This window comes from Xanthomonas sp. NCPPB 4037 (assembly GCF_041475695.2).
GTDB lineage: Bacteria > Pseudomonadota > Gammaproteobacteria > Xanthomonadales > Xanthomonadaceae > Xanthomonas > Xanthomonas campestris.
This window is the reverse complement of the sequence record NZ_CM191261.1, coordinates 3791279-3815918: the sequence shown is the minus strand read 5'-3', so window position 1 is coordinate 3815918 and position 24640 is coordinate 3791279. Positions and strand designations below refer to the sequence as shown.

Sequence of the window (24640 nt, the reverse complement as noted above, 5' to 3'; positions counted from 1 at the left end):
GGACCTGAAGCGTCATGTGTTGCGCGTGCAGGGCTGCTACCGATGTTCGTCCCACGTTCGGTACCATAAGGCCTCGCTCGCGCGGAGATCGATGCTGATTGCAAGCTGGTTGTTGCCCGGGCAAGACAGTCGGATCGCGTAGAGTCGCTCTGCTCGCCTACTTGCCGAATAGCCCATTCGGGCCCTGTAGCAGGATGCGGAAACACGCGCCGCCGCCGGGGACGGAGACGTAATCCAGTTGCGCCTGGTTGGCGCGGCACAGCTCCTGGGCGATGTACAGGCCGAGCCCAGTGCCGTGTTCGGAGGTGGTGTAGAACGGTCGGAACAGTTGCGCTGCCAGCGTCTCCGGAATGCCGGGGCCACGGTCGATCACGTCGATGGCCACCATGCGCTCGCGCCGCTCCACCCGCAGCTTCACCCGTGCCGGCTCGTCCAGGACGCGGCCGTACTTGAGTGCGTTGTGCACCAGCGCGGTCAGGACCTGATGCAGGTGCTTGGGGTCGATCAAGGCATGCACCGAGGCGCCCTCGATGCTGGCTTCCAGGATGTCGGTCTCCATCGACAAGGTCTGCCGGTATTCCACGACGAAGCGGCGCACGAACGCGGCCAGGTCCAGGTTTTCAGGATTGGCGCGCTCGCGCCGGGCCAGGCCGAGCACGCTTTCGACGATGCCGTTGGTGCGCTGGCATTGCTGGTGGATGATCTGCAGCAGGCGGCGGTCGGCATCGCCGATGTCCGGCGATTCTTCCAGCAGCTGCGAGGCGTAGTTGATGGCCGCCAGTGGGTTGCGGATCTCGTGGGCCAGGCTGGCCGAGAACCGGCCCATGGCCGAGAGGGTCAGCGATTCGGCGCGCCGCGAGACCACGCTGGCATCGTCCAGGAAGATCAGCACCAGGTCGCTGTCGGCGAGCAGGCGCACGAAGCGCGGCTGCACTTCGGGCCGGTCCGCGCCCAACTGCAGCGGGGATTCTTCCTGGCGCCAGCCGCTGCGCCAGCGCTGCAGCCGGCGCGCCAGTTCCGGGGTGAGCGCGGCCAATGCCAGGTCGGCCGGGGCGTTGCGCTGGTCGCCGTCGCCGAGCAGCGCCAGCGCGGCTTCGTTAGCCAGGGTGATGCGGTTGTGGGTATCGACCACCAGCACGCCGGTGCGCATGCGGCGGATGATCAACTCGTTGATTTCGTAAAGGTTGGCGACCTGCGCGCCGCGCTGTTCGGCCAGCGCCTGGTTGCTGCGCGCGCGTGAGGCGATCTGCTGGCAGATGTAGGCCACCGCCACGTAGCTGGTGGCGAACATGGCCAGCTCGGCCACCGGGCGGGTGGTGCCGCCTTCCAGCAGCGTCCACAGGTACTCCAGCACGATCGCGGTGCTGGCGACCACCGCGACACTCATGCCGTAGCGCAGCCGCAGCAGGATCGAGCCGGCCGCGACGTTGAACAGCAGCATCATCGCGATGCCGGCGCTGGCGCCGGGCAGGGCGTGGGTAGCCAGGGTCGCTGCCAGGATGTCGGCCAGCACCGCGCACAGCACGGTGGCGGTGAGGCGGCGCTCGCTGCGGCCCCAGAACAGCAGCGGGATGGCCATCGACAGATAGCCGATCGCCACGCCGGCGGCCAGGCGTGGGTAGCGCGGCTCGGGGATGGCGTCGGACAACGGGCTGAACACCAGCGCGGCGATCAGGCCGGCCACCAGCACGCGGTACAGCGAGAAGAAATACAGCTCGCGCTGCGGTGCCGACTGGATCCGGTCGATGAGCGATACGCTGGATGCCACGCCTGAACCCCCTGCTGAAACGAGCCGCGAGTATAGGCAGCTGCGCCGCCCACGGCCGCTTGCGCATGCATTCGCGCATTGCGCAAGCGCACAGATCTGGCTGCCAATGCCGGCGAATTTTGCGCCGCAGGGCGTGGTCGGCCACAATAGGCGGCCCGCTCGCGTCTCCCGACGTGACCGCCCCGTCGGTCTGCGTTGCGCGCAGCGGTCGTTTCCTTTTCCCACGGTGACGCATGAATTTCCACGAATACCAGTCAAAACAGCTGCTTGCCGAGTACGGCATCCCCGTCCCGGCCGGTAAGGTCGCGTCCACGCCGGACGAAGCGGTTGAAGTCGCCAACTCCTTGGGCAAGGGCCCCTGGATGGTCAAGGCGCAGATCCACGCGGGCGGCCGCGGCAAGGCTGGCGGCGTCAAGTTCTGCAAGACCACCGACGACGTGAAGGCCGCAGCAGACAAGATGCTCGGCACCAAGATGTCCACCTACCAGACCGCAGGCGTCGAGCTGCCGGTCAACCTGGTGCTGGTGACCACCGCCGGCGAGATCGTCAAGGAGCTGTACCTGTCGATCCTGGTCGACCGCGGCACCAAGACCATCACCTATATCGCCTCGTCCGAGGGTGGCGTGGAGATCGAACAGGTCGCCGCCGAGACGCCGGAGCTGATCCACTCGCTCAACGTCGATTTCGTCGAAGGCGTGCAGGGCTACCACGGCCGCGATTTCGGCTTCAAGCTCGGCCTCAACGCCAAGCAGGCCGGCCAGTTCGCCAGCATCATGGTGAACCTGTATCGCCTGTTTAACGACAAGGACCTGGCGCTGGTTGAAATCAACCCGCTGGCCATCCTTGACGACGGCAACCTGTACGCGCTGGACGGCAAGTTCGACAGCGACGACAACGCCGCATTCCGTCAGAAGGCGCTGGTCGCCATGCGCGACAAGACCCAGGAAGACGAGACCGAAGTGACCGCTTCGGAGCTGGACATCAACTACGTCACCATGGACGGCAACATTGGTTGCATGGTCAACGGCGCCGGTCTGGCCATGGCCACCATGGACGTCATCAAGCTCAACGGCGGCGAGCCGGCGAACTTCCTGGACGTGGGCGGCGGCGCCAACAAGCAGCGCGTCATCGAAGCGTTCAAGCTGATCCTGTCCTCGGACAAGGTCGAAGGCATCTTCGTCAACATCTTCGGCGGCATCGTCCGCTGCGACATGATCGCCGAAGGCATCATTGCCGCGGTCAAGGAAGTGGGCGTCAAGGTGCCGGTCGTGGTGCGCCTGGAAGGCACCAACGTGGAAGAAGGCAAGCAGCTGCTGCGTGACAGCGGCATGGCCATCATCCCGGCCGACAACATCAACGACGGCGCCAAGAAGGTCGTTGAAGCTGTCAAGAACGCTGCCTGATCCACGACACCGAAGGAACTATCCATGTCCGTTTTGATTAACAAGAACACCAAGGTGATCGTGCAGGGCTTCACCGGCCAGCAGGGCACCTTCCACGCCACTCAGATGATCGAGTACGGCACCCAGGTCGTTGGCGGCGTGACGCCGGGCAAGGGCGGCACCACGCACATCGATCTGCCGGTGTTCAACACCGTGGCCGATGCCGTGCAGAGCACCGGCGCCGACGCGTCGGTCATCTACGTGCCGCCGCCGTATGCGGCCGATGCGATCCTGGAAGCGGCTGCGGCCGGCATCAAGGTCATCGTGTGCATCACCGAAGGCATCCCGGTGCTGGACATGCTGCGCGTCAAGAACGTGCTGACCCGCTCGCATCCGGACACCGTGCTGATCGGGCCGAACTGCCCCGGCGTGATCACCCCGGGCGAGTGCAAGATCGGCATCATGCCGGGCCACATCCACAAGCCGGGCAAGATCGGCATCGTGTCGCGTTCGGGCACCCTGACCTATGAAGCGGTCAAGCAGACCACCGAAGTGGGCCTGGGCCAGAGCACCTGCATCGGGATCGGTGGCGACCCGATCAACGGCCTGAACTTCGTCGACTGCCTCAAGCTGTTCAACGAAGACCCGCAGACCGAAGGCATCATCATGGTCGGCGAAATCGGCGGCGACGCCGAGGAAGCCGGTGCCGAGTACATCAAGCAGTTCGTGAAGAAGCCGGTCGTCGGCTTCATTGCCGGTGCTTCGGCGCCGGCCGGCAAGCGCATGGGCCACGCCGGTGCGATCGCATCGGGCGGCAAGGGCACGGCCGAAGGCAAGTTCGCAGCGATGGAAGCGGCCGGCGTCAAGACCGTCCGTTCGCCGGGCGATCTGGGTGCGGCGATTGCTGCGCTGGTGAAGTAAGCACCACCGCGCGCGCAAGCGTGTGACTAAAAGGCCGCCTTCGGGCGGCCTTTTTATGCGCGGATGCAGCGTTGAATGTGAGGCGGACTGTGGCTTGGTTAGCGCAACTACGCAACGTGATGGAGAGACACACCGCGATCGACCAGGCGCGCTGCCGCGCGTGATTCACTGTTGCTGCAAGGTGTTCTGCTCCAGCAACAACTCGACGAAGGCACGCACCTTCGCCGGCCGAAAGCGTGCCGCCGGAAACACGGCATGGATGCCGCCGGACGGCAGCTGCCACTGCGGCAACACGTGCAGCAGGCGGCCGGCCGCCAGGTCGTCGGCCACCACATACTCGGGCAGCACCGACAGCCCGACGCCATGGCAGACCGCTTCGCGCACCGCGAGCGTGGCATCGAGCAAGACGCTCGCGTGCAGGTCCACCATCTGGTGTTCGCCGTCGGCATGCGTGAAGTGCCACTGCTGATACGTGCGCAAGGCGGTGTTGGCGACGAAGGGCAGCTGGCCAATCTCTTGCGGCGAGGCAATCACCGATAGCTGCCGTGCCATGGCGGCCGGGGCCACCAGCAGTTGCCGGAACGCGCCGATCTTGCGGGCCTGCAGCGCGCTCTCCGCCAGCCATCCAACCCTGATCGCCAGTTCGATGTGGGAACTCATCAGATCCAGGGTCTGGTCGCTCAGGACCGCGTCCACCTTGCAGGCGGGATGGCGCCGGGTGAATTCGGCGATTGCCGGCACCACGACGCGCACGCCGTAATCCAGCGGCGCGGTGAGGCGCAGCACGCCAGACAGCTCGGTTGCGGTATCGGTGAGGCTGTCGAAGGCATCGTCCGTGGCGCGCAGGATCGCCGCGCACCGCAGGTAGAACGCCTGGCCCAGTTCGGTGGTGCGGACCTTGCGCGTGGTACGCAGCAGCAGCGAGGTATGGCATTCGCGCTCCAGCCGCGCCACCTGCTGGCTGACCACGGCCTTGGTGATGCCTAGCCGCTCTGCCGCAGCGGTGAACGAGCCGGTTTCCACCACCGCCACGAAGTAGGCGAGGCGGCGCAGGTTGCCCAGGCCACCGGGGCCGACCTCGACATGATTGTGTGTGCTTGGCATACAGTCTGTGTAGGGCGGATGGATTCAAGAGTCAACCGCCGGCCTCTAGCATGGCGTTCTCTCCTCCGGGGCGCGCACATGACCACCACCGTCTATTCCCTCTACGATCCGTTGTGCGGCTGGTGCTACGGCGCCATGCCGGCACTGGCCGCGCTGCGGGCTGCCGGCGTCAATGTGGAATTGCTGCCATCAGGACTGTTCCTGGGCGCCGGTGCGCGTGCCATGGACGACACCTTCGCCGCCTATGCGTGGACCAACGACCAGCGCATCGCGCAGCTCACCGGGCAATGCTTCACCGAGCAGTATCGGCAGCACGTGCTCGCCGACCGCCAGCAGCGCTTCGACAGCGGCCCGGCAACGCTCGCACTCACCGCCGTGGCGCAGAGCGAGCCAGCGCGCGAATGGGAGGCGCTGGATGCGATCCAGCAAGCGCGCTATGTCGATGGCAAGGACGTCACCGCAACGTCGACGCTGGCCGGCATTCTGCAGGCACTGGGTCTGCAGCGCGCCGCCGCGCAGATCGCCCAGCCCGATGCGGCACTGATCGCTGCGGCCCAGGCGCGCATCGCCACTGCGCAGTCGTTGCTGCAGGCCTTCGATGCGCGCGGTGTGCCGACCCTGATCGCACAGCAGGCAGATAGGCGCTCGTTGCTCGATACCCGCGAGGCGTACGGCAATCCGCAGGCATTGCTCGGCCAGCTGCGCGCTGCCTGAGGCGCCACGCACGCGGTACCCGTTCCACCCTCTCACCCAAAGGACTGCGCAATGGCAACCCGACGCGATGTCATCAAAACCCTGGCCGCCGCGACTGCCGCAACGGCCTTTCTCAAAGGAACCAGCGCCATGGCTGCAACCAGCACACTGACCTACCAGCACTTCCCCGCCGGCGAGCACGGCTTCTTCCGCGCACCGGTGTTGATCTCCGGCGCCCGCGAGGCGGTGTTGATCGATGGCGGCTTCACCTTGCCGGACGGCAAGGCGCTGGCCGAGGCGATCCGCGCCAGCGGCAAGACCCTGACCACCATCTACATCAGCCAGAGCGACCCGGATTATTACTTCAGCCTGGCGCCCATCGCCGCGGCATTCCCGGATGCCAAGGTGCTGGCGGCGTCGGCCACGATTGCCGCGATCAAGGGCAACGTGGAGAAGAAACTGGCCACCTGGGGCCCGCAGCTCAAGGACAACGGCCCGCAGTCACTGGCCGACATCGTGATGCCGCAGGCCTTCGACGGCGCCGCGCTGACGTTGGAAGGGCATGCGCTGGAAATCGTCGACGCCGCTGGCCTGGCCAATCGCCGCTACGTGTGGGTGCCGTCACTCAAGGCGATCTTCGGCGGCGTGCTGGTGTTCTCCGGCACGCATGTGTGGACCGCCGATACCAAGGGCGCGGACGGCCGCGCGGCGTGGCGCAAGACGTTGGAGGCGATGGCGGCGCGCACGCCGGCGGTGGTCGTGCCCGGCCACATGACCGTGGGGGCTCCTACCGATGCCACGGCCATTGCCTACACGCGCGACTACCTGCTGGCATTCGAAGAAGCGCTTGCCAAACACACCACCAGCGCCGCGTTGATCGACGCGATGACCAAGCGCTACCCCACCGCGGGCATGGACGTGGCCTTGCAGATTGGCGCGAAGGTCGCCACCGGCGAGATGCCGTGGGGTTGATGCGATGACCACACGCCTCGATATCATTCGCGCCACCTACGAAGGCAGCCCGGACGACAATGCCCGGCACCTGCGCGCCGCCTTGGCGCCCGACGCACAGTGGACCGAAGCGGCCGGCTTCCCGTATGCGGGCACCTACGTCGGTGCCGATGCCATTTTCGCCAATGTGTTTGCGCGCTTGGCGAGCGAATGGGAGGGCTACCAGGCCAAGGTGCATACCTATCTGGACGATGGCGATCATGTGGCGGCCTTCGGTGTGTATTCCGGCCGCTACAAAGGCACTGGCAAGCACATGCAGGCGACGTTCGCGCATCTGTATGCATTCGTCGACGGCAAGATCGTGCGCATGCAGCAGGTCGTCGACAGCGCGATCGTGCAGCAGGCCGTGCAGGCGGGCTGAGCCAGCCGCTGCGGCAGATCACCGGCGCACAGTGCAGGGCGGTGCGCCGGTCGATCGCAGGCACAGCACGCGCAGCACAGGCAGATGCCTGCAGGCCGTCGTGCTTCTGGAATAATGGGCGCTGGCAGCCAGCTCGCGCCGCGGATTGTGCGGTACCGGGTCAGTGGCGCTTTCCAGTCGCATCTGCATAGGCCCCCACATGTCCCAGACCCTTCGCATCGCCATGGCCCAGTTCGACTTTCCGGTCGGCGCGGTGGCGCAGAACACCGATCGGATCATCGAGTTCATCGCTGCGGCACGCGACGAGTTCGAAGCCGATATCGTGCTGTTTCCGGAATTGGCGATCAGCGGCTATCCGCCGGAAGACCTGCTGTTGCGCCCCGGGTTTCTTGCCCACTGCGAGCAGGCGCTGGCGCGGATTGCCGCAGCCACGCGCGGCATCGTGGCGGTGGTCGGCTGGCCGCAGAGCGCCGGCAGCGTGGTCTACAACGCCGCCAGCGTCTTGCGCGAGGGGCGCATCGAAGCGACCTACCGCAAGCGCGAACTGCCCAACTACGCGGTGTTCGATGAGCGCCGCTACTTCGACGTGGACCCGGACGGCGACAACTGCGTGGTGACCGTCAAGGGCGTGCAGGTGGGCGTGGTGATCTGCGAAGACCTATGGTTTGCCGAGCCGCTGGCCAAGACCGTGCAGGCTGGCGCCGAACTGGTGCTGGTGCCCAACGCATCGCCGTACGAGCGCGGCAAGCATGCGCAGCGCGATGCCTTGCTGGCCGAGCGCACCCGCGAGAGCGGGGCGGCGATTGCCTATCTCAATGTTGTCGGTGGCCAGGATGCGCTGGTGTTCGACGGCGCCTCGGTCGTGGCCGACGGCGATGGCACCGTGCATCCGGCCGCGGCGGCATTCGTGGACCAGTGGCTGGTGGTGGACTATGCCGCCGGCGAGCGCAGCTTCACCCCGGTGGTGTGGGTGGACGATGGCGACGAAAGCATGGACGCGCTGGCCTGGCGCGCGGTGGTGCGCGGGCTCAAGGATTACTGCGGCAAGAATGGCTTCCGCAAGGTGTGGCTGGGGCTGTCCGGCGGCATCGACTCGGCGTTGGTGTTGGCGATGGCGGTGGATGCCCTGGGGGGCGAGAACGTCACCGCGGTGCGCCTGCCGTCGCGCTACACCGCCGGGCTGTCGAACGATCTGGCCGAAGAACAATGCCGCGCGCTGGGCGTGAAACTCGAAACGATCGCGATCGAGCCGGCGTTCGAAGGCCTGCTCGCGGCACTGGGGCCGCTGTTCGCAGACACCCAGCCCGACATCACCGAAGAAAACCTGCAGTCGCGCAGCCGCGGCGTGATCCTGATGGCGTTGTCCAACAAGTTCGGCGGGCTGGTGCTCACCACCGGCAACAAGAGCGAATACGCAGTGGGCTACGCCACCATCTATGGCGATATGTGCGGTGGCTACGCCCCGCTCAAGGACCTGTACAAGACGGAGGTGTTTGGGCTGGCCAAATGGCGCAACACCGTGGGCGGCGCGCCGGTGATTCCGCCGGCGGTGATTTCGCGCCCGCCCTCGGCGGAGCTGCGCGACAATCAGACCGACCAGGACTCGCTGCCGCCCTACGACGTGCTCGACGGCATCCTGTACCGCTACGTCGACCAGGAGCAGTCGCGCGATGACATCGTCGCTGCCGGCTACGCGGCCGACACCGTGGAGCATGTGCTGCGACTGGTGCGCCTGAACGAGTGGAAGCGCCATCAGGCAGCGCCCGGGCCGAAGGTGTCGCGGCGCGCGTTCGGGCGCGAGCGGCGTTACCCGATCACCAATGGCTATTCGGGTCAGTAGTCGGGGGCACCGGGCGTCGTGCGCGCTGGCGCCGACGCCGGAGGCTGGGCGAAACCGGTGAGCAGCTCCAGCGTCGGCTTGGGGCGCGTCAGGTCGTACATCAGACCGAAATGGCCTTCGACGCCCGAAATGGTGGTCTGGTCCAGCAGCTCGTAGACGTTCACCTCGGCCACCACGTCGGCATAGTGGTCGCGCACGGTGCGTAACAGCTGGGCCAGGCTGTCGTAACAGCCGCCATCGCCCTGGGCGCCGCCGCTGACATTGCCGGTATACACCTCGGCGCAGTTGAGTTCGTTGAAGAACACCGGCGTGTTGTAGGTCTGCGCGGCGGTGCGCAACTGCCCCAGATACAGGTCGGTCCAATAGCCCGCATCGTGGTGGAACGCGTAGTAGTGGAAGCTGATGTGGTCGAACGCAAAGCCGGCCGCCCGGGCCTTGGCCAGAAACCAGAGGGAGCCATTGCGATCGCCGGGGCAGCGCGCGTTGGCACTGTGGTCGTCGCTATTGCAGGCGGTGATATTGATGGTGAAGCGCAGCCCTGCGCCCAGCTCGTTGGACGCCTGCCGCATGCCCTGGTACATCGTGGTCATCGCCGCGATCCTGGCATCGGCTTCGGCACGCACCAGATCCTGCTCGTTACCGATCTCCCACACCTTGACGTCGGCGGCGTAGCGGCGCGCCAGCTGGTAGCCGATCTCGCGGGTCATCGGGTAGACCATCGGGCGCAAGGTGATGCCGTATTTGCGCGCGAGCGGAACCAGCGTGTCGAGCGTGGCGTAATCGCGCGGGTCCACGTCGAAGCGATAGCTGCGCAGGTTGCGCGCGGCCAACAGCTTGAAGCGGGCCTCGGCCTGCGTCATGGCGTAGGCGGGGCGGTTGTCGTGGGCGTTGACGCCGTAGACGATGGGGGCGGCATGGGCGGTGGCCGCGGACAGCAGCAGCCCGAGCGCGAACAGGATCCGCTGACCGGACATCGACATACAGCCTCCTTGGCGTGCGCCGGCAGGATGTCGTCCCTGCCATATGCCTGGAGTATAGGAAGCCTCGCTAAGCCATTCGGTGACCTGGTGCCGGGTCTCGGGCTCCCGCGCTGGCGATGTGACCCGGATCCGGTTCGGGATGTATGAGCTCGCCCGGGCCGAGCGTGGTTGCTGCCCAGGACTTGTGCGCATGCAGCTGCCGCACACGGACACACGGTGGCGCAGAGCGACCACGGCAGCGAAGTCGATGGCGATATCCGCTTCGCGTGACACCCAGGAAGACCACGCCACGGACGGCAGCTAGAGCTGGCCCGTGCCAACGTGTCGCCGCGCGAGCACGTCCCGCCAAGGGAGCGCCGTGTCGCGATTCCACCCGGCGCTGCGGCAATAAAGCGTTGCGGCAATAAAAAAGGGGCCTTGCGGCCCCTTTCATCTCATCGCCGATCGATCTCTCAATCGCGACTCATCTGTGCATTGCGCTGGCCGGTGGCGGCGGACTTCTCGCCAGCGAACGGGTTGAGCTTGCGCACGGCCCACGGATACTTCGGCCAGTCGCCGGTCAGCCACGGGTGCTGCGGGCTGTTGAGCTCCAGCACGCGGCGCGCGTCGGCGGCCAGGGTCTTGTTGCCCAGGTGGGTGTAGGCCTCGGCCAGCACGGCGACTGCGTCGTACTGGAACGCGCTCTGCGGGTAGGTTTCCAGCAGGTAGTTGGCACGCCCTGCAGCCGACACCCAGGCGTCGCGGCGCAGGTAATACAGCGCGTTGTCCAGTTCGTGCTGGGCGAAGATGTCGCGCAGCTCGATCATTCGCTTGCGCGCGTCCGGCGCGTAGCGGCTGTTGGGATAGCGGTCGGTGACGGTGTTGAAGTCGTTGTAGGCCTGCTGCGGTGAGGACAGGTCGCGGCGGCTCGGGTCCAGCGACCACACGCGGCGCAGGAACACCGTGTCACGGTTGCTGTTGGCCAGCCCGCGCAGGTAATACAGATACGAGATGTTGCGGTGCGTCGGATAGGTACGGATGAAGCGGTCGACGCTGGACACCGTGTCGTCGTGCTTGCCGGCCTTGTACTGGGCGTAGGCGGTTTCGATCATCGCCTGCTCGGTGTACGGGCCATACGGGTACTGGGCGATCAGGCGCTTGTAGCTGGCTTCGGCGCCGGCCCAGTTGCCTTTCTCCATCAGGCCGTGGCCCTTGCCGTAGAGCTGCTCGACCGGCATGCCCTCGTCGGGATTCTTGTCCTTGGCGCCGCGGTGGCAGCCGGTGACGACAAACGCCATGACCAGCATGAGGGCAATCAGGCGCGCAGGCGCGGAAAACGTGGACCGTCGGATCATGGGGTCTGGGCAGGACGCGTCAGGAAAACGAAAGGGCGATGATAGCCTAGTGGCCTGTCCGGCGACTGACTCCCGCCGCCCGGACCCCAAATTCCTTGGTTTTTGCCTGAGTACCCGCGTCCATGTCCGACCAATCCTCCGAACCCCTCGATTCCTCCCTGCGCCAGGCTGTCGTGCCGGACAGCGCCGCCGGGCGTCGCTTCGATGCGGTGCTGGCCGAGCTGTTTCCCGAATTCTCGCGCTCGCGGCTGTCGGAGTGGATCAAGTCCGGCGATGCGCTGCTGGACGGCGAGACCGCCCGCCCGCGCGACACCTTGCGCGGCGGTGAAACCGTCCAGGTGCAGGTGGTGCTGGAAACCCAGACCCACGCCGCGCCGCAGGACATCCCGCTGAACGTGTTGTACGAAGACGACCAGGTGCTGGTCATCGACAAGCCGGCGGGCCTGGTGGTGCATCCGGGCGCCGGCAACCCGGACGGCACCCTGGTCAATGCGCTGCTGTTCCGCGACCCGAACCTGGCCGCGGTGCCGCGTGCCGGCGTGGTACATCGCCTGGACAAGGACACCAGCGGGGTGATGGTGGTGGCGCGCACGCTGCAGGCGCAGACCGCGCTGGTGGAGCAGCTCTCCGCCCGCGATGTGCACCGTCAGTACCTGGCGGTGGTGGTGGGGGCGCTGGTCTCCGGCGGCACCGCCGATGCGCCGATCGACCGCCACCCGCGTGACCGGCTCAAGATGGCGGTGCGCGACGACGGCCGCGACGCCGTCACCCATTACCGTCTGCGCGAGCGCTTCCGCGCGCACACCGCGCTGGAATGCCGCCTGGAAACCGGGCGTACCCATCAGATCCGCGTGCACATGGCGCATCTGAAATCGCCGATCGTCGGCGACCCGCTGTACGGCGGCGCGCTCAAGCTACCCAAGGGCGCCACCGACACACTGGTGGCCGAGCTGCGCGGCTTCAAGCGCCAGGCGCTGCATGCCGAAACGCTGGAATTCCTGCACCCGGTCAGTGGCGAGCCGATCCGCGCCAGCGCGCCGGTGCCGGAAGATCTGCAGCGGCTGATGAGCGCCCTGCGCGAAGACAGCGCTCGCGCCGCCGAGTTGGCGCGGCGCTGAGGTGAGCGCCGTGCTGCCGTTTGTGTTGCCGGCGCAGTGGCCGGCGCCGCCGCGTATCCACGCGTTGACCACGCTGCGGCATGGCCTGGGCGTGTCGCCGGCACCGTTCGACAGCCTGAATCTCGGCAACCGCAGCGGCCCGCAAGGGGACCTGCCAGTGAACGTGGAACGTAACCGGGCGCTGCTGACACAGGCGCTGGGCTTGCCAGGCGCGCCGCATTGGCTGCGGCAGGTGCACGGGGTGGAGGTGGTGCGTGTGGACGCGCCGCGTGCTGTGGATGCGGCGCACGCGCAGCTGCGGGAGCTGGACGAGCCGGTGGCCGATGCCGCCGTCACCAGCGTGCCCGGCGTGGTGCTGGCGATCCTCACCGCCGATTGCCTGCCGGTGGTGCTGGCCGCCGCCGATGGCAGCGAAGTGGCGGCCGCGCATGCGGGCTGGCGCGGGCTGGCCGACGGCATGCTGGAGCGCAGCGTGGCCGTAATGCGGACCCCGCCGCCGCAGCTGGTCGCCTGGCTGGGACCGGCCGCAGGGCCGCAGGCGTACGAAATTGGCGCGGATGTCTTCGAGGCGTTTGTGACGCGTGATCCACAGGCAGCCAGCGCGTTCGTCGCCACGCGCCCGGGTCACTGGCGGGTGGATCTGTACGCGTTGGCGCGGCTGCGCTTATGCAGCGCCGGCGTGCCGGCCGAGGCCATCCATGGCGGCGAGCTGTGCACCATTTCCGATCACACGCGGTTTTTTTCGCACCGGCGTGATCGCCGCAGCGGGCGCATGGCCACGCTGGCCTGGATCGCGCCCTGAGCACGCCGCTGTTTGCGCAGGTGCTGGGCGCGGCAGCCTTCGCCCAATTGCCGGCGCCGGTGCGCGCGCTGCACGCGGTGCAGCAGCGGCAGCGCTTCGTTGGCCGTGCGCTGGTGCGCCGCGGTGCGCATCCGCTGGTCCCGCTGCTGGCATGGCTGAGCCGCCTGCCGCACAGCGGACAGGTGGAGGTGGAGTTCCTGGTCGATGCGAACGGCGAGCGCTGGCATCGGCGCTTTGCTGGCCTGCCGATGCACTCACGCATGTGGCGTCACGGCGCATGGTTGCGCGAACACCTGGGCGCAGTGCGTTTCGAGTTCGCACTGCGCGCCGATGCCACCGCGCTGTACTGGCAGGCGCGGCGGGTGTGGGCATTCGGCTGGCTGCCCTTGCCGGCGCGCTGGTTCGAGCAGGTGCGTTGCCGCGAGCACGCCGACGAGGGCCGCTATGGCTTCCTGGTCGACGTGCATCTACCGTGGGTGGGGCCATTCATTCGCTACGAGGGTTGGCTTGAACCGCACTGAGCACGCCGCGCCGCCTGCCACCATCGTGTTCGATGGCGTGTGCCTGCTGTGCAATGGCTGGGTCAGGTTCCTGTTGCGCCACGACCACCGCAGGCGCTATCGCTATGCCGCCATGCAGGGCACGGCCGGGCGCGCATTGCTGGTCCAGCACGGGCTGGACCCGGACGACCCGCTGTCGTTCCTGCTGGTGGACGCGGCAGGTGCCTGGACCGATACCGATGCAATCGTGCGGGTACTGAGCGGGCTTGGTGGCCTGTGGCGCGTGGCGGCAGTGCTGCGCCTGGTGCCGCGTTCGTTGCGCGACATCGGCTACCGTGTGGTGGCACGCAACCGCTACCGCTGGTTTGGCCGCAGCACGCACTGCATGTTGCCCACGCCTGAGCAACGCGCGCTGTTTCTGGATTGATGCCGCCGCATGTGGAATGTGGTGCTGGGTAGGAGCGCGCTTGCGCGCGATGGGGCGTTATCGGCGAGGCCACGTCGCGCGCAAGCACGCTCCTACGCGGGTTGCGATTTCTAGCGCTTTGGTGATGCCGCCGCGTTGTCGATAGGCGCGCAAAACCTAGTCCGCAATGTCTGCCGATATCGGCTGGAACACGCGTGCACGCACCGCAGCTGGTCACGCAGTGGCTGCTTTCGATTACAGCGCACAGAAGGGTTTCGGGCCGCCGTTTTCTAACGACACACATGACGTAGGAGCGCGCTTGCGCGCGATGGGGCGTTACCGGCGAGGCCTCATCGCGCGCAAGCGCGCTCCTACGAATGCGGGTGGTGTGCGGGGTTACGCCGCCGCGCTTCCAAAACTGCCGCGTACCACGTTCGAGCTACCGCGGGTGTCTGATTGCAGGCGGAAGATGGACACCGCATCGGCCAGTTCCACTGCCTGTTCTTCCAGGCTGCGCGCGGCGGCGGTGGCTTCTTCCACCAGGGCGGCGTTGCGCTGGGTCACTTCGTCCAGCTGCGCCACGGTGCGGTTCACCTGCTCGATGCCGCTGGACTGTTCGGCGCTGGCCGAGGTGATCTCGCTCATGATGTCGGTGACGTGCTTCACCGAGCCGACGATCTCGCGCATGGTCGCGCCGGCGCGGTGCACCAGACCCGAGCCCAGTTCCACCTTGTCGGTGGAGTCGGCGATCAACGATTTGATCTCCTTGGCTGCATCGGCCGAACGTCGCGCCAGGGCGCGCACTTCCGAGGCCACCACCGCGAAGCCGCGGCCCTGTTCGCCGGCGCGCGCTGCTTCCACCGCGGCGTTGAGCGCCAGGATGTTGGTCTGGAACGCGATGCCGTCGATGACGCCGATGATCTCGCCGATCTTGCGCGAGGCAGTGCTGATCTGGCTCATGGTGGACACCACATCGTCCATCACCTGGCCACCGTTCTGCGCCACTTCGCCGGTGCCCAGCACCAGCTTGTTGGCCTGCTGCGCGCTGTCGGCGTTCTGCTTCACGGTGGAGGTGAGCTCTTCCATGGAGCTTGCGGTTTCTTCCAGGCTCGCGGCCTGTTGCTCGGTGCGTTCGGACAGATCGGTGTTGCCGGCGGCGATTTCCACCGCGGCGCGGCGAATGGTGTCCGACGCAGTCTGGATGCCGCCAATGATTTCGGTCAGGCGGATCACGGTCTGGTTGGTGTCGTCACGCAGGCGCGCGAAGATGCCATGCGCATCGCCATCCACGCGCTGGGTGAGGTCGCCCTCGGCCAACGCGCTGATCACGCGCGCCAACGCGGCCAGATGCGTTTCCACCGAGTCGTAAATGCGGTTGATGCCTTGCGCCAGCGACAGCAGCACGCCGTCCATACCCTCCATCTGCATGCGGCGGCTGAAATCGCCAGCGGCAGCGGCATCGATGATCTCGATCAGCGCCTGCTCGGCGTTGACCTGCGCGGTGACATCCATCCACTGCGCGATGGTGCCGAGCTTGGTGCCGTCGGCGGCAATGATCGGGCTGTAGACGAAGTCGATCTGGCGGCCGAAGAACGGCGCACGCACGGCCTTGGAGGCGGTGAGCGCACGCATGCGGTCGATGGCGGCCTGGCTGTCCGGATAGATGTCGCCGATGCTGCCGCCGACGAAACCTTCGGCATGGAAGCTGGGGCGGAAGCTCTGCACGTCCGGCTCGATCAGCTTGAGCATCTTGAGCAGTTTTCTGTTGGCGAACAGCACCTGGCCGTCATCATCGGCGATGCGGATCATGGTGTCCAGATCGTCCAGCGCCTTGATCACGAACTGGCCGTGGCGCAGGCCCTGCTCCATCACGTCGAGGCGGATGGCGAGCTTGTCCTGGGTGGCTTGCAGGGTGCGCAGCAGCGGCGCGAGTTCGCCGCTGGCGCTGCGCGCGTCCAGGCGCTGGAAGCGGCCTTCGCCGATGGCGGCGATGGCGGTGACTGCCTGGTCGAGCTGGGCGGCAGTGCGCCGGCGCGACCACCACCACAGCCCCGCACTGGCGGCGCCGAGCACCAGCAGCGCCGGTAGCAGCGTGCCCAGGCTGTGCCAGAAGCCGCCGGGCATGGCGGTGGCGGCGTAGACGGCAAGCAGGATCAGCAACGCGGCCTGCGCCGCAGCCGGCAACCAGGCTGTCCAGGTGGCACGCGCAACGTTCCGGCCGGTGGGCGGAGGAGAGGCGGGTGCGGCATCGAGGGTAGGCAACATAGGCTGGTGTCCGACTGGTGTTCTGGGTGGGGAGCGTGTCCGGCAGTGTGTGGCTGCAATGGGGTATCGGCGGCCGGGCCCGAATCATGACGGTGTGAAGGCGCCGTTCGTCGGAATCAGCACGTCGGTACCCTAAAAATGCCGATGTACTTGATTTGGAAGCGGTTTCAGTCTCGGGGCAGGGGTGGGCGCTCACGGCGATTACGGACGAAGCGCACATTTATTTGTTATTGAAATGTGAACTTTCGGCCTGCCCGGCAGTGCATGGGGTTCAAGACGAAGGGTGCAGCCTGCGCTCCGTACCCCAGGCAGGAACCCCCGCGATGGCGAGGCTGGGCCGATCGCCGCTGCCGCATCGCAGCTCGCCCCGCGGGCAATGGCGTGCGCTAACTCGCTGTGATTCGCTTGCGGCCGCACGCACGACTCGGCGGGAAGTACCCCTCGGAGCGCGTCGCTCTTCATGCACGCACAAAAAACCGGCCGTCTCGCGACGGCCGGTTCAACGTCACTGCACAACCTCAGACGTTATTTGGCACTGGCGGCCGCGTCGTCGGGCAGTGCCCAGGCAATCACGCTGTCGCCGGACTTGGTTTCCATGCGGTCATGGCCACCCACCGCGGCAACGATGTACTGCTTGCCATCGATGGTGTAGCTCAGCGGCGCGGCCTGCGGGCCCGCCGGCACGCGGGTCTCCCAGACCTGCTTGCCGGTGCGGGTGTCGAAGCCGCGGATGAAGTTGTCCAGGCTGGCACCGATGAAGGTGACGCCGCCGGCAGTGGCCAGCGAGCCGCTGTTGTTCGGGGTGCCGATCTCGAACTTGGTCTTGGACGGGATGCCCATCGGGCCCTGGTCGTAACCGGTGCCCAGCGGACGGCGCCAGATCACCTGCTGCGTGCGCAGGTCCACGCCGGAGATGTAGCCCCATGGCGGTGCCACGCACGGCGTGTTGAGCGGCGACATCCACGGCTCCTTGCGCGCGCCATAGGCCAGGCCTTCCTGCGCCATGTAGCCCTTGGTCTTGCTGCTGCCGTTGAACACCGACACCACGCCCAGCTCGTTCATCACCGTGCGCGGGTAGACGTGCTCGGTGTAGGGCAGGCGATTGCTGTTCATCACCATGATGCCGCGCTGCAGGTCGACCGAGACGCCGCCCCAGTTGATGCCGCCATGGTTGCCGGTGAACGACAGCGAGCCCTGCAGGCTGGGCGGGGTGAACATGCCTTCGTACCGCAGCGTCTTGAACTCGATGCGGCAGGCGAGCTGGTCGAACGGGGTCATGCCCCAGGCATCGGACTCAACGATGGTCTCGTAGTCACGGCTGGGCGCACCCACGGTGTTGGGCATGCCCGGCGACACCGGCTGGGTGGACGCGGTCCAGTCGCCATGATCGGTGCCCTGCGGTACCGCAATCTGCTTGACCGGCATGATCGGCTGGCCGGTGGCGCGGTCGAGCACGAACACCTGGCCGGACTTGGTGGCCTGGATCACGGCGGGGCGGGTGCCACCGCCGGCAACCGGCCAATCAACCAGGTTCGGCTGCGGACCGATGTCGTAGTCCCACAGGTCGTGGTTGACGGTACGGAAGTGCCAGCGCTCCTTGCCGGTTGCCGCATCCACGGCCACCAGCGAGGCGGTGTATTCCTCTTCCTGCGGGGTACGGCCCTTGCCGAAGAAGTCGCCGGCGGCGTTGCCGGTGGGCAGGTACACCAGCCCCAGCTCGTCATCGGCGGCCATCAGCGACCACACGTTCGGGGTGGAGCGGGTATAGGTCTGGCCAGCCGGCGGTTCGGCGGTGATGGTCGGATTGCCCAGATCCCAGGCCCAGCGCAGCTGGCCGGTGAGCGCGTCGAAGCCACGCACCACGCCGGACGGCGCATCGCGTTCCTGACCATCGCGCACCTGCCCGGTGGGCTGGATCACCACACCGCGCATGACCACCGGCGGCGAGGTCGGGCCGACGAAGCCCGGCTTGGTGTTGCCGGTGCCGGCATTGAGGTCCACATAGCCGTTGTTACCGAAGCTGGCGCAGAGCTTGCCGGTCTGCGCATCCAGCGCACCCAGGCGGCCATCGACCATCGGCCAGAAGATCCGCGTCGGGCACTCGGCAGTGCCTTCCGGCGCCTGGTAGTACGACACACCACGGCAGGTGGTGGCGGCCACGCCGGCCATCGCCTTCGGATTGGTCTGCGGGTCGAAGCGCCAGCGCTCCTTGCCGTTGGCCGCCTCCACCGCGATCACCTTCTGGGTCGGGGTGCAGATGTAGAGCAGGTCGCCGACCTTGAGCGGGGTGTTCTGGAATGCATAGCCCAGCTTGGAATCCTTCGGCTTGAGATCGCCGGTATGGAATTCCCACGCCACCTTGAGGCCCTTGACGTTCTCCGGCGTGATCTGCGCGCCGGGGGTGTAATGGTTGGACAGGTTGGAACCGGCGTAGGCAGTCCAGTTACTGGCATCGTGGTTGGCCGCCACGTTCCCGTCCGGGCTGGGCACGCTGCCACGGCTGAACGGCGTTGCCGCATCGGCCGGCTGCTTGGATGCATCGGCCAGTTCCACATTGCGCGGCACCAGCAGCGGCCACAGGATCAGCGCTGCGCCCAGCACCGGCAGCACGCCGGTGACCACGACATAGCCGAGCCCGGACAACGGCTGCATGCGCCGCCGCGCCACGCCCCAGAACGGCAACAACACCAGGCCGAGCACCGAGATCCAGGCCAGACGCGGGATCAGGCCCCAGCCATCCAGGCCCACTTCCCACAGCGCCCACACGATGGTGGCCGCCAACGTAGCGCCAAACAGCCACAGGCCAGCGCGTTTGCCCAGTGCCAGCAGCACACCGGCCACCAGCACGGCGATACCGGCGAGCACGTAGTACCAGGAGCCACCAACGGCCACCAGGCGCCCGCCTTCATAGGCGAGCGCCGCACCAAGCACGGCGAGCACCACGGCATAGGCCACCAACAGCCAAGTGCCGAGCCCGCGTTTAGAGGATTGATCAGTCATTTTGAGTTATCAGGAAGGACCCGGGCACCAAACAAACGGTGCAGGTCGTGGAGGGAGAGAGGCAGCGGACTGGCGAAAGCGGCCGCACCTGGATATGAACGCGCCGCCCCTCCCAGGGTCCTCGGCGCTAATCATGTGAATATTTTAGACCCATCCTTATCCCGTGTCCGTGACGGAATAGGAACCATCGTTCCAACCTGCACACCTGAAGCACACGAAATAGGCAAAAACTAAACGGAATTGCTGATTCGTTGACTGCTAGTCGTAAGTTACCGGCCGCTTGTGCTGATTGCTGATGCTAGTGACGGTGCCGATTCTTGAATTTCTCTAATCAGCCTCGGTGACGCACACGCACCTCATATCCGTCAGCCTCGCTGTCGCTGTCGCTGTCGCTGTCGCTGTCGCTGTCGCTGTAGTTCTCTGTGTGCGCTCGACACGTCGCCCCCCGCCTGCCGAGCCTGAGACCCTGCCGCAGCACCGCCGTTCCGCTCTTGCTCCCGCTCCACCCAGTCGCCTTAAAGCAAGCCGAGCACCGCAGTCACGCGTGGCCGAAGAGGCGCCCTTGTCTGAGCGTAGCGAGTTTGGGCGCCGTGCCGCGCGTGACGAGGAGCGCAGGGCACCGGTGCGGCTTCACCGCACCGGATTGCGTCGGCGACCGCGGTTTTGGTTCCTTTTGCCAAGACAAAAGGAACTCGCGCCGCAGGCGCGAAAGCTCTGCACTTGCATTGTTTTACCGTGAAGTGCCTTGCATCGAAAGACGCTATCAACAACTCAGCAGCTGAACCCCTGCGCGCAGCCATCTAGGCAACGCTTTCTCACGCTGACGGCGAGAAAATTGCATCAACGCAGTGACGCGAAACGCGACACCGCGCATGAAACAGCCAGACTCAGATATCGGCCAACGCCTGCAAATACCGCTGCCGCCAATGATTGATGTTGTTCTTGCGCAAGTGATCCATCATCGCGTGCCAACGCTCCACCCGCGTTGCCAACGGCATGCTCGCCGCCGTCGCAATCGCATCGGCCACACCATCCAGATCATGCGGATTGACCAACAGCGCCTCTTTCATCTCATCGGCTGCACCGGCCAGCAACGACAACACCAGCACACCCGGATTCTCCGGATCCTGCGCTGCCACAAATTCCTTGGCGACCAGATTCATGCCATCGCGCAACGGCGTCACCAAGCCCACGGCCGCAGCGCGATAAAACCCGGTCAATGTGGCATGGCTGAAGTTCTGGTTGACGTAACGCAGCGGCGTCCAGTCAGGCTCCGCATGACCACCGTTGATATGTCCGGCGATCTGCTCAAGCTGCCCGCGCAGCTGGCGATATTCGTTGACGTCGCCGCGTGAGACCGGTGCGATCTGCAGATAGGTGAGGCTGCCGGATTGATCCGGGTAGCGCTCCAGATAACGCTCAAAGCCCTGGAAGCGCTCGGGCAGACCCTTGGAATAATCCAGGCGATCCACGCCGATGGCGAGCTGGCGCCCACGCAGGCTTTCGCGCAGATCGCGCACTGCCTGCTTGGAGACCGACGCCTTGGCCTGATTGGCAATCAGATCGGTGTCGATGCCGATCGGGAACGCCGCGGCGCTGAAGCGGCGCCCACCCGGGCCTTCCACCAGATCGCCCTCCAGCACGCGCCCGCCACCGAACAGGCGCACATACGCCTTGAAGCGTTCGGCATCGCGCTGGGTCTGGAAGCCAACCAGGTCGTACGCGTAGAACGTGCTGAACAAGCGCGCGTGATCCGGCATTGCCTGCATCAGGTCGGCCGACGGCATCGGCACATGCAGGAAGAAGCCCATCTTGCAGCCCACACCGAGCTCGCGCAGCATCGCTCCGAGCGGAATCATGTGGTAATCGTGGATCCACAGCGTGTCGCTGTCCTTGAGCAAGGGCGCCAGCTTTTCGGCGAACAGGCGATTGACGCGCATATAGCCTTCGCGCGTGGCGCGGTCGTAATCGACCAGATCCAGGCGAAAGTGCAGCAGCGGCCATAGCGTGCGGTTGGCAAAGCCGTTGTAGTAGGAATCGATGTCGCGCTTGTTGAGGTCCATGGTGACGAACTTGATGTCACCATCGGTCTGCTCGTGCATGCCGCCGCTGTCGCCGCGCACGGTCTTGCCGCTCCAGCCGAACCACACCCCGCCGCGCTCCTTCAGCGCCGCCAACAAGCCAACTGCCAGGCCGCCGGCCCGGCTTTCGCCAGGCACGGCCACACGATTGGATACCACCACCAGACGACTCATGACGCCTCCTGCCAACTCCGCGACAAGCGCATTGCTGCAATGATCAAGCCCACATGCGAATAGGTCTGGGGGAAATTGCCCCAGGCTTCGCCGTTTTCAAACGATAGGTCTTCAGAGAGCAAGCCGAGGTGATTACGGCGCGAAAGGATGCGCTCGAACAATTCACGCGCCTCGTCCTTGCGCCCGATCGCGGCCAGTGCATCGATGTACCAGAACGTGCAGATAGTGAAGCTGGTTTCCGGCTCACCGAAGTCATCCGGTGCGATGTAGCGGTATAGCGCGTCGCCATGCTTGAGCACGCGCCCGACAGCCTCGACCGTGTGCACGAAGCGCGGGTCGTCGTTGGCCACGATGCCGATGTCGGCCAGCAGCAATAGCGAGGCGTCCAGGCGATGGCCACCCAGGGTGTCGGTGAAATGGCCGTGTTCGTCGCTCCACGCCTCGGCCAGCACGCGCTCGCTGATGGTGTCGGCGCGCTCGCGCCAGTACACGCTGCGATCGTCCAGCGCGAGCCGTTCGGCGATCTTCGACAACCGGTCGCAAGCCGCCCAGCACATCGCCGCGGTATAGGTATGCACCTCGGCGCGGCCGCGGAATTCCCACAGGCCCGCATCGGGAACGTTGTGCAGAGCGAAGGCACGCTCGCCCAAGGGTTCGAGCTTGCGGAACGTGGACGCGTCGCCTTGATCTTTCAGGCGCAGGTCGAAGAACAACTGCGTGGAGGCCAGCACCACGCTGCCGTAGACATCGTGCTGCTGCTGGATCCAGGCCAGGTTGCCGCGACGCACCGGGCCCATGCCGCGGTAGCCGTCCATGGTGTCGACTTCGTGCTCTTCCAGCTGCGATTCGAAGCCGATGCCGTACAGCGGCTGCATGGTGCCGTCGGTGGTGGCAATGTTGAAGATGTAGCCGATGAACTGCTCCATCGTGCGCGTGGCGCCCAGGCGATTGAGCGCACGCACCACGAAGGCGGCATCGCGCAGCCAGCAATAACGGTAGTCCCAGTTGCGCGGTGTATTGGGCGCTTCCGGGATGGAAGTGGTCATCGCCGCGATGATTGCGCCGCTGTCTTCGTACTGGCAGAGCTTGAGCGTGATCGCACTGCGGATCACCGCTTCCTGCCAGTCCAGCGGAATCGACAGATAGCGCACCCATTCGCGCCAGTACTCTTCGGTGCGTTCCTGCGCTTCCTGTACATAGCCGGTGAGCGAGCGGGTGAGCGATTCGTCCACGCCCAGCACCAGGCTGACCGGATGGCTGAGCACGAACGGCAGGCCATCGCGGACAAAGCGCACCGGCACATCGGTGGTCAGGCGCAGGGTGAAGTCCGGCAGCACCCAGCGGATGTGGTTGCTGCCCCAGGTGGTATCCGGCGTGCGTCCGCCCCAATCAGCTAGCGGGCGTGCGCGCACCACGATGCGCGGGTTGCCGGCCAACGGGCGGATCTGCCGGATAATGCTCACCGGCCGATAGAAGCGGCCGTTGTTGCGCCAGCGCGGCGCGAAGTCGATCACCTCGACTTCGCCGCCCTTGCTGTCGCGCAGCACCGTGCGCAGCACCGCGGTATTGGGCAGGTAGTGTTGTTCGCTGCTCTCGAAATCCTCGAGTTCCACCGCGAAGTCGCCACCTTCGCCCTTGGGCGAGAGCAGCGAGCAAAACGCAGGGTCACCGTCGAACGCCGGCAGGCAGCTCCACACCACGCGTGCCTGGCGGTCCACCAGTGCACCAAAACTGCAATTGCCGATGACGCCCAGATCCAGAGAAGACTCGGTCATGAAATGCGTAACGTCCTGGGGGAAAAACGATGGGGAGCGCGTAACGCGCTCACGCGGTGTGCGCGTTGCGCTGCAACCAGGCATGCACGGCGGCGGTGCCCGGCACGCGAAAGCGTGCGTCGGTCTGGGCGCGGTCGCCGACCAGCACGCTCCAGCCGCCGAGGCGATTGGCCGCCTGGAAACCGAATTCGTCGGTGAGATCGTCGCCGACAAATACCGGCGTGCGGCCCGCAAATGCCGGCTGCTGCATCAGCTGCTCGACCGCCAGGCCCTTGTTGCTGCCTTCGGGAACAAATTCAACGACGTGATCGCCGGGCTGCAGGCGGTAACCAGACAGCGCCGCGATTTCCTGTTGTGCGAAGGCGAGTACGTCGGGGCCGGCAAGTGGTTGCGCGCGCCAATGCAGCGCGACGCTGACGCCTTTGTCTTCGACCATCACGCCAGGATGTTGATGCGTGAGTGCAGCGGCGCGTTTATGCAAGCCGTGCAACCACTCGGACGTGTCTTGCGGCATCGCGGCGCGTGCAGCGATATCGCTGCGGAGTTCATGTCCGTGCAGGCCGGCGGCTGGTAGCAGCATCGGTGCGAACAAGGCGTCCAGTTGCGACAGCGGTCTGCCGCTGACCAGAGCCACTGCGCCGTTGAGGCGATCGCTCAGACGCTCGATCGCCGCGCGGACCTCGGGCAAGAGCCGCACAGCCTCGGGGCTGTCGGCAAAGTCGATCAGGGTGCCGTCCACGTCCAGGAACAATGCGCAGGCATCGTCCAGCAATGGCGGCGACGGAAGGGGGGAATGCACGTCTGCCATGCGCCTAGTGTGCGCACTCAGGTGTGAGATTCAGGTTATGGAACGGCGGACGCTGTGTCTTCTCCCCTCGGGAGAAGGTGCCCCGCAGGGGCGGATGAGGGTACGGGCAAAGCCTCATGCAGTTTGAACGACATGAAGGCTTCGCTCCGTACCCTCACCCCAACCCCTCTCCCGCAGGAGAGGGGCTAAAGCGGTAGCCTCGGTGTTTCCCTTCTCCCCTCGGGAGAAGGTGCCCCGCAGGGGCGGATGAGGGTACGGGCAAAGCCTCGTGCAGTTGGAACGCCACGAGGGCTTCGCTTCGTACCCTCACCCCAACC

Annotated in this window: 19 protein-coding genes; 10 read left to right on the top strand and 9 right to left on the bottom strand. The window is 66.1% G+C overall.

Annotated elements, in window-relative coordinates; translation table 11 throughout:
- Window positions 1–157 precede the first annotated feature (157 nt).
- Entirely contained in the window at window positions 158–1768 is a 1611-nt protein-coding gene (locus ACCQ01_RS16895; protein WP_228431845.1) for a sensor histidine kinase, read from the bottom strand.
- A gap of 233 nt (window positions 1769–2001) precedes the next feature.
- On the opposite strand from ACCQ01_RS16895, the gene sucC reads away from it, so the two are divergent.
- Window positions 2002–3171: an ADP-forming succinate--CoA ligase subunit beta gene (sucC, locus tag ACCQ01_RS16890; protein WP_011038209.1), complete on the top strand. Its 1170-nt coding sequence runs from the start codon at window positions 2002–2004 to the stop codon at window positions 3169–3171.
- Window positions 3172–3195: 24 nt separating this feature from the next.
- Window positions 3196–4071: a succinate--CoA ligase subunit alpha gene (gene sucD / locus ACCQ01_RS16885; protein ID WP_011038208.1), complete on the top strand. Its 876-nt coding sequence runs from the start codon at window positions 3196–3198 to the stop codon at window positions 4069–4071.
- Window positions 4072–4236: 165 nt separating this feature from the next.
- On the opposite strand, the gene ACCQ01_RS16880 is transcribed toward sucD, so the two are convergent.
- Complete coding sequence (locus ACCQ01_RS16880) at window positions 4237–5175, bottom strand: LysR family transcriptional regulator (RefSeq protein ID WP_228431846.1); 939 nt, start codon at window positions 5173–5175, stop codon at window positions 4237–4239.
- 78 nt (window positions 5176–5253) lie between these two features.
- On the opposite strand from ACCQ01_RS16880, the gene ACCQ01_RS16875 reads away from it, so the two are divergent.
- From ACCQ01_RS16875 to ACCQ01_RS16860, 4 genes are all read left to right on the top strand, one after another.
- On the top strand, window positions 5254–5889 hold the full coding sequence (locus ACCQ01_RS16875; RefSeq protein WP_228431847.1) for a DsbA family protein: 636 nt from the start codon (window positions 5254–5256) through the stop codon (window positions 5887–5889).
- A 129-nt stretch (window positions 5890–6018) separates the two neighbouring features.
- Window positions 6019–6840, top strand: coding sequence for an MBL fold metallo-hydrolase (locus ACCQ01_RS16870; RefSeq protein ID WP_228431848.1), 822 nt, complete (start codon window positions 6019–6021; stop codon window positions 6838–6840).
- A 4-nt stretch (window positions 6841–6844) separates the two neighbouring features.
- Window positions 6845–7240: a nuclear transport factor 2 family protein gene (locus ACCQ01_RS16865; RefSeq protein ID WP_228431849.1), complete on the top strand. Its 396-nt coding sequence runs from the start codon at window positions 6845–6847 to the stop codon at window positions 7238–7240.
- A gap of 199 nt (window positions 7241–7439) precedes the next feature.
- Window positions 7440–9080 carry an NAD+ synthase gene (locus ACCQ01_RS16860; RefSeq protein ID WP_115540879.1) on the top strand — a complete coding sequence of 547 codons (1641 nt, stop codon included), beginning with the start codon at window positions 7440–7442 and terminating at the stop codon, window positions 9078–9080.
- On the opposite strand, the gene ACCQ01_RS16855 is transcribed toward ACCQ01_RS16860, so the two are convergent.
- Window positions 9074–10060, bottom strand: coding sequence for a hypothetical protein (locus tag ACCQ01_RS16855; protein WP_228431850.1), 987 nt, complete (start codon window positions 10058–10060; stop codon window positions 9074–9076). The genes ACCQ01_RS16860 and ACCQ01_RS16855 overlap by 7 nt on opposite strands.
- A 452-nt stretch (window positions 10061–10512) precedes the next feature.
- Entirely contained in the window at window positions 10513–11394 is an 882-nt protein-coding gene (locus ACCQ01_RS16850; RefSeq protein WP_011038204.1) for an outer membrane protein assembly factor BamD, read from the bottom strand.
- A 122-nt stretch (window positions 11395–11516) separates the two neighbouring features.
- On the opposite strand from ACCQ01_RS16850, the gene rluD reads away from it, so the two are divergent.
- From rluD to ACCQ01_RS16830, 4 genes are read left to right on the top strand one after another with little or no spacing between them, the layout of a single operon-like run.
- A complete protein-coding gene (gene rluD, locus ACCQ01_RS16845) occupies window positions 11517–12512 on the top strand; it encodes a 23S rRNA pseudouridine(1911/1915/1917) synthase RluD (RefSeq protein ID WP_076038496.1) in 996 nt (331 codons plus the stop codon).
- A 1-nt stretch (window position 12513) separates the two neighbouring features.
- The gene (gene pgeF, locus ACCQ01_RS16840; RefSeq protein ID WP_228431851.1) at window positions 12514–13314 is read left to right on the top strand and encodes a peptidoglycan editing factor PgeF; all 801 of its coding nucleotides are present in this window, start codon (window positions 12514–12516) and stop codon (window positions 13312–13314) included.
- Between the two features lie 20 nt (window positions 13315–13334).
- On the top strand, window positions 13335–13835 hold the full coding sequence (locus ACCQ01_RS16835; protein ID WP_228431852.1) for a DUF4166 domain-containing protein: 501 nt from the start codon (window positions 13335–13337) through the stop codon (window positions 13833–13835).
- A complete protein-coding gene (locus ACCQ01_RS16830; protein ID WP_011038200.1) occupies window positions 13822–14241 on the top strand; it encodes a thiol-disulfide oxidoreductase DCC family protein in 420 nt (139 codons plus the stop codon). The genes ACCQ01_RS16835 and ACCQ01_RS16830 overlap by 14 nt, the downstream gene beginning before the upstream one ends.
- Window positions 14242–14616: 375 nt before the next feature.
- Here ACCQ01_RS16830 and ACCQ01_RS16825 read toward each other — a convergent pair whose 3' ends face one another.
- The 5 genes from ACCQ01_RS16825 to otsB form a co-directional block, all read right to left on the bottom strand.
- A complete protein-coding gene (locus ACCQ01_RS16825) occupies window positions 14617–16485 on the bottom strand; it encodes a methyl-accepting chemotaxis protein (RefSeq protein WP_115540874.1) in 1869 nt (622 codons plus the stop codon).
- A gap of 525 nt (window positions 16486–17010) precedes the next feature.
- Window positions 17011–19446 (bottom strand): glucose/quinate/shikimate family membrane-bound PQQ-dependent dehydrogenase, encoded by a 2436-nt coding sequence (locus ACCQ01_RS16820; protein ID WP_228432053.1) that lies wholly within the window; start codon window positions 19444–19446, stop codon window positions 17011–17013.
- A 926-nt stretch (window positions 19447–20372) separates the two neighbouring features.
- Window positions 20373–21740, bottom strand: coding sequence for an alpha,alpha-trehalose-phosphate synthase (UDP-forming) (gene otsA, locus ACCQ01_RS16815; RefSeq protein ID WP_014508687.1), 1368 nt, complete (start codon window positions 21738–21740; stop codon window positions 20373–20375).
- A complete protein-coding gene (locus ACCQ01_RS16810; RefSeq protein ID WP_228431853.1) occupies window positions 21737–23515 on the bottom strand; it encodes a glycoside hydrolase family 15 protein in 1779 nt (592 codons plus the stop codon). The genes otsA and ACCQ01_RS16810 overlap by 4 nt, the downstream gene beginning before the upstream one ends.
- 49 nt (window positions 23516–23564) lie before the next feature.
- The gene (otsB, locus tag ACCQ01_RS16805; RefSeq protein ID WP_228431854.1) at window positions 23565–24323 is read right to left on the bottom strand and encodes a trehalose-phosphatase; all 759 of its coding nucleotides are present in this window, start codon (window positions 24321–24323) and stop codon (window positions 23565–23567) included.
- Window positions 24324–24640: the final 317 nt, after the last annotated feature.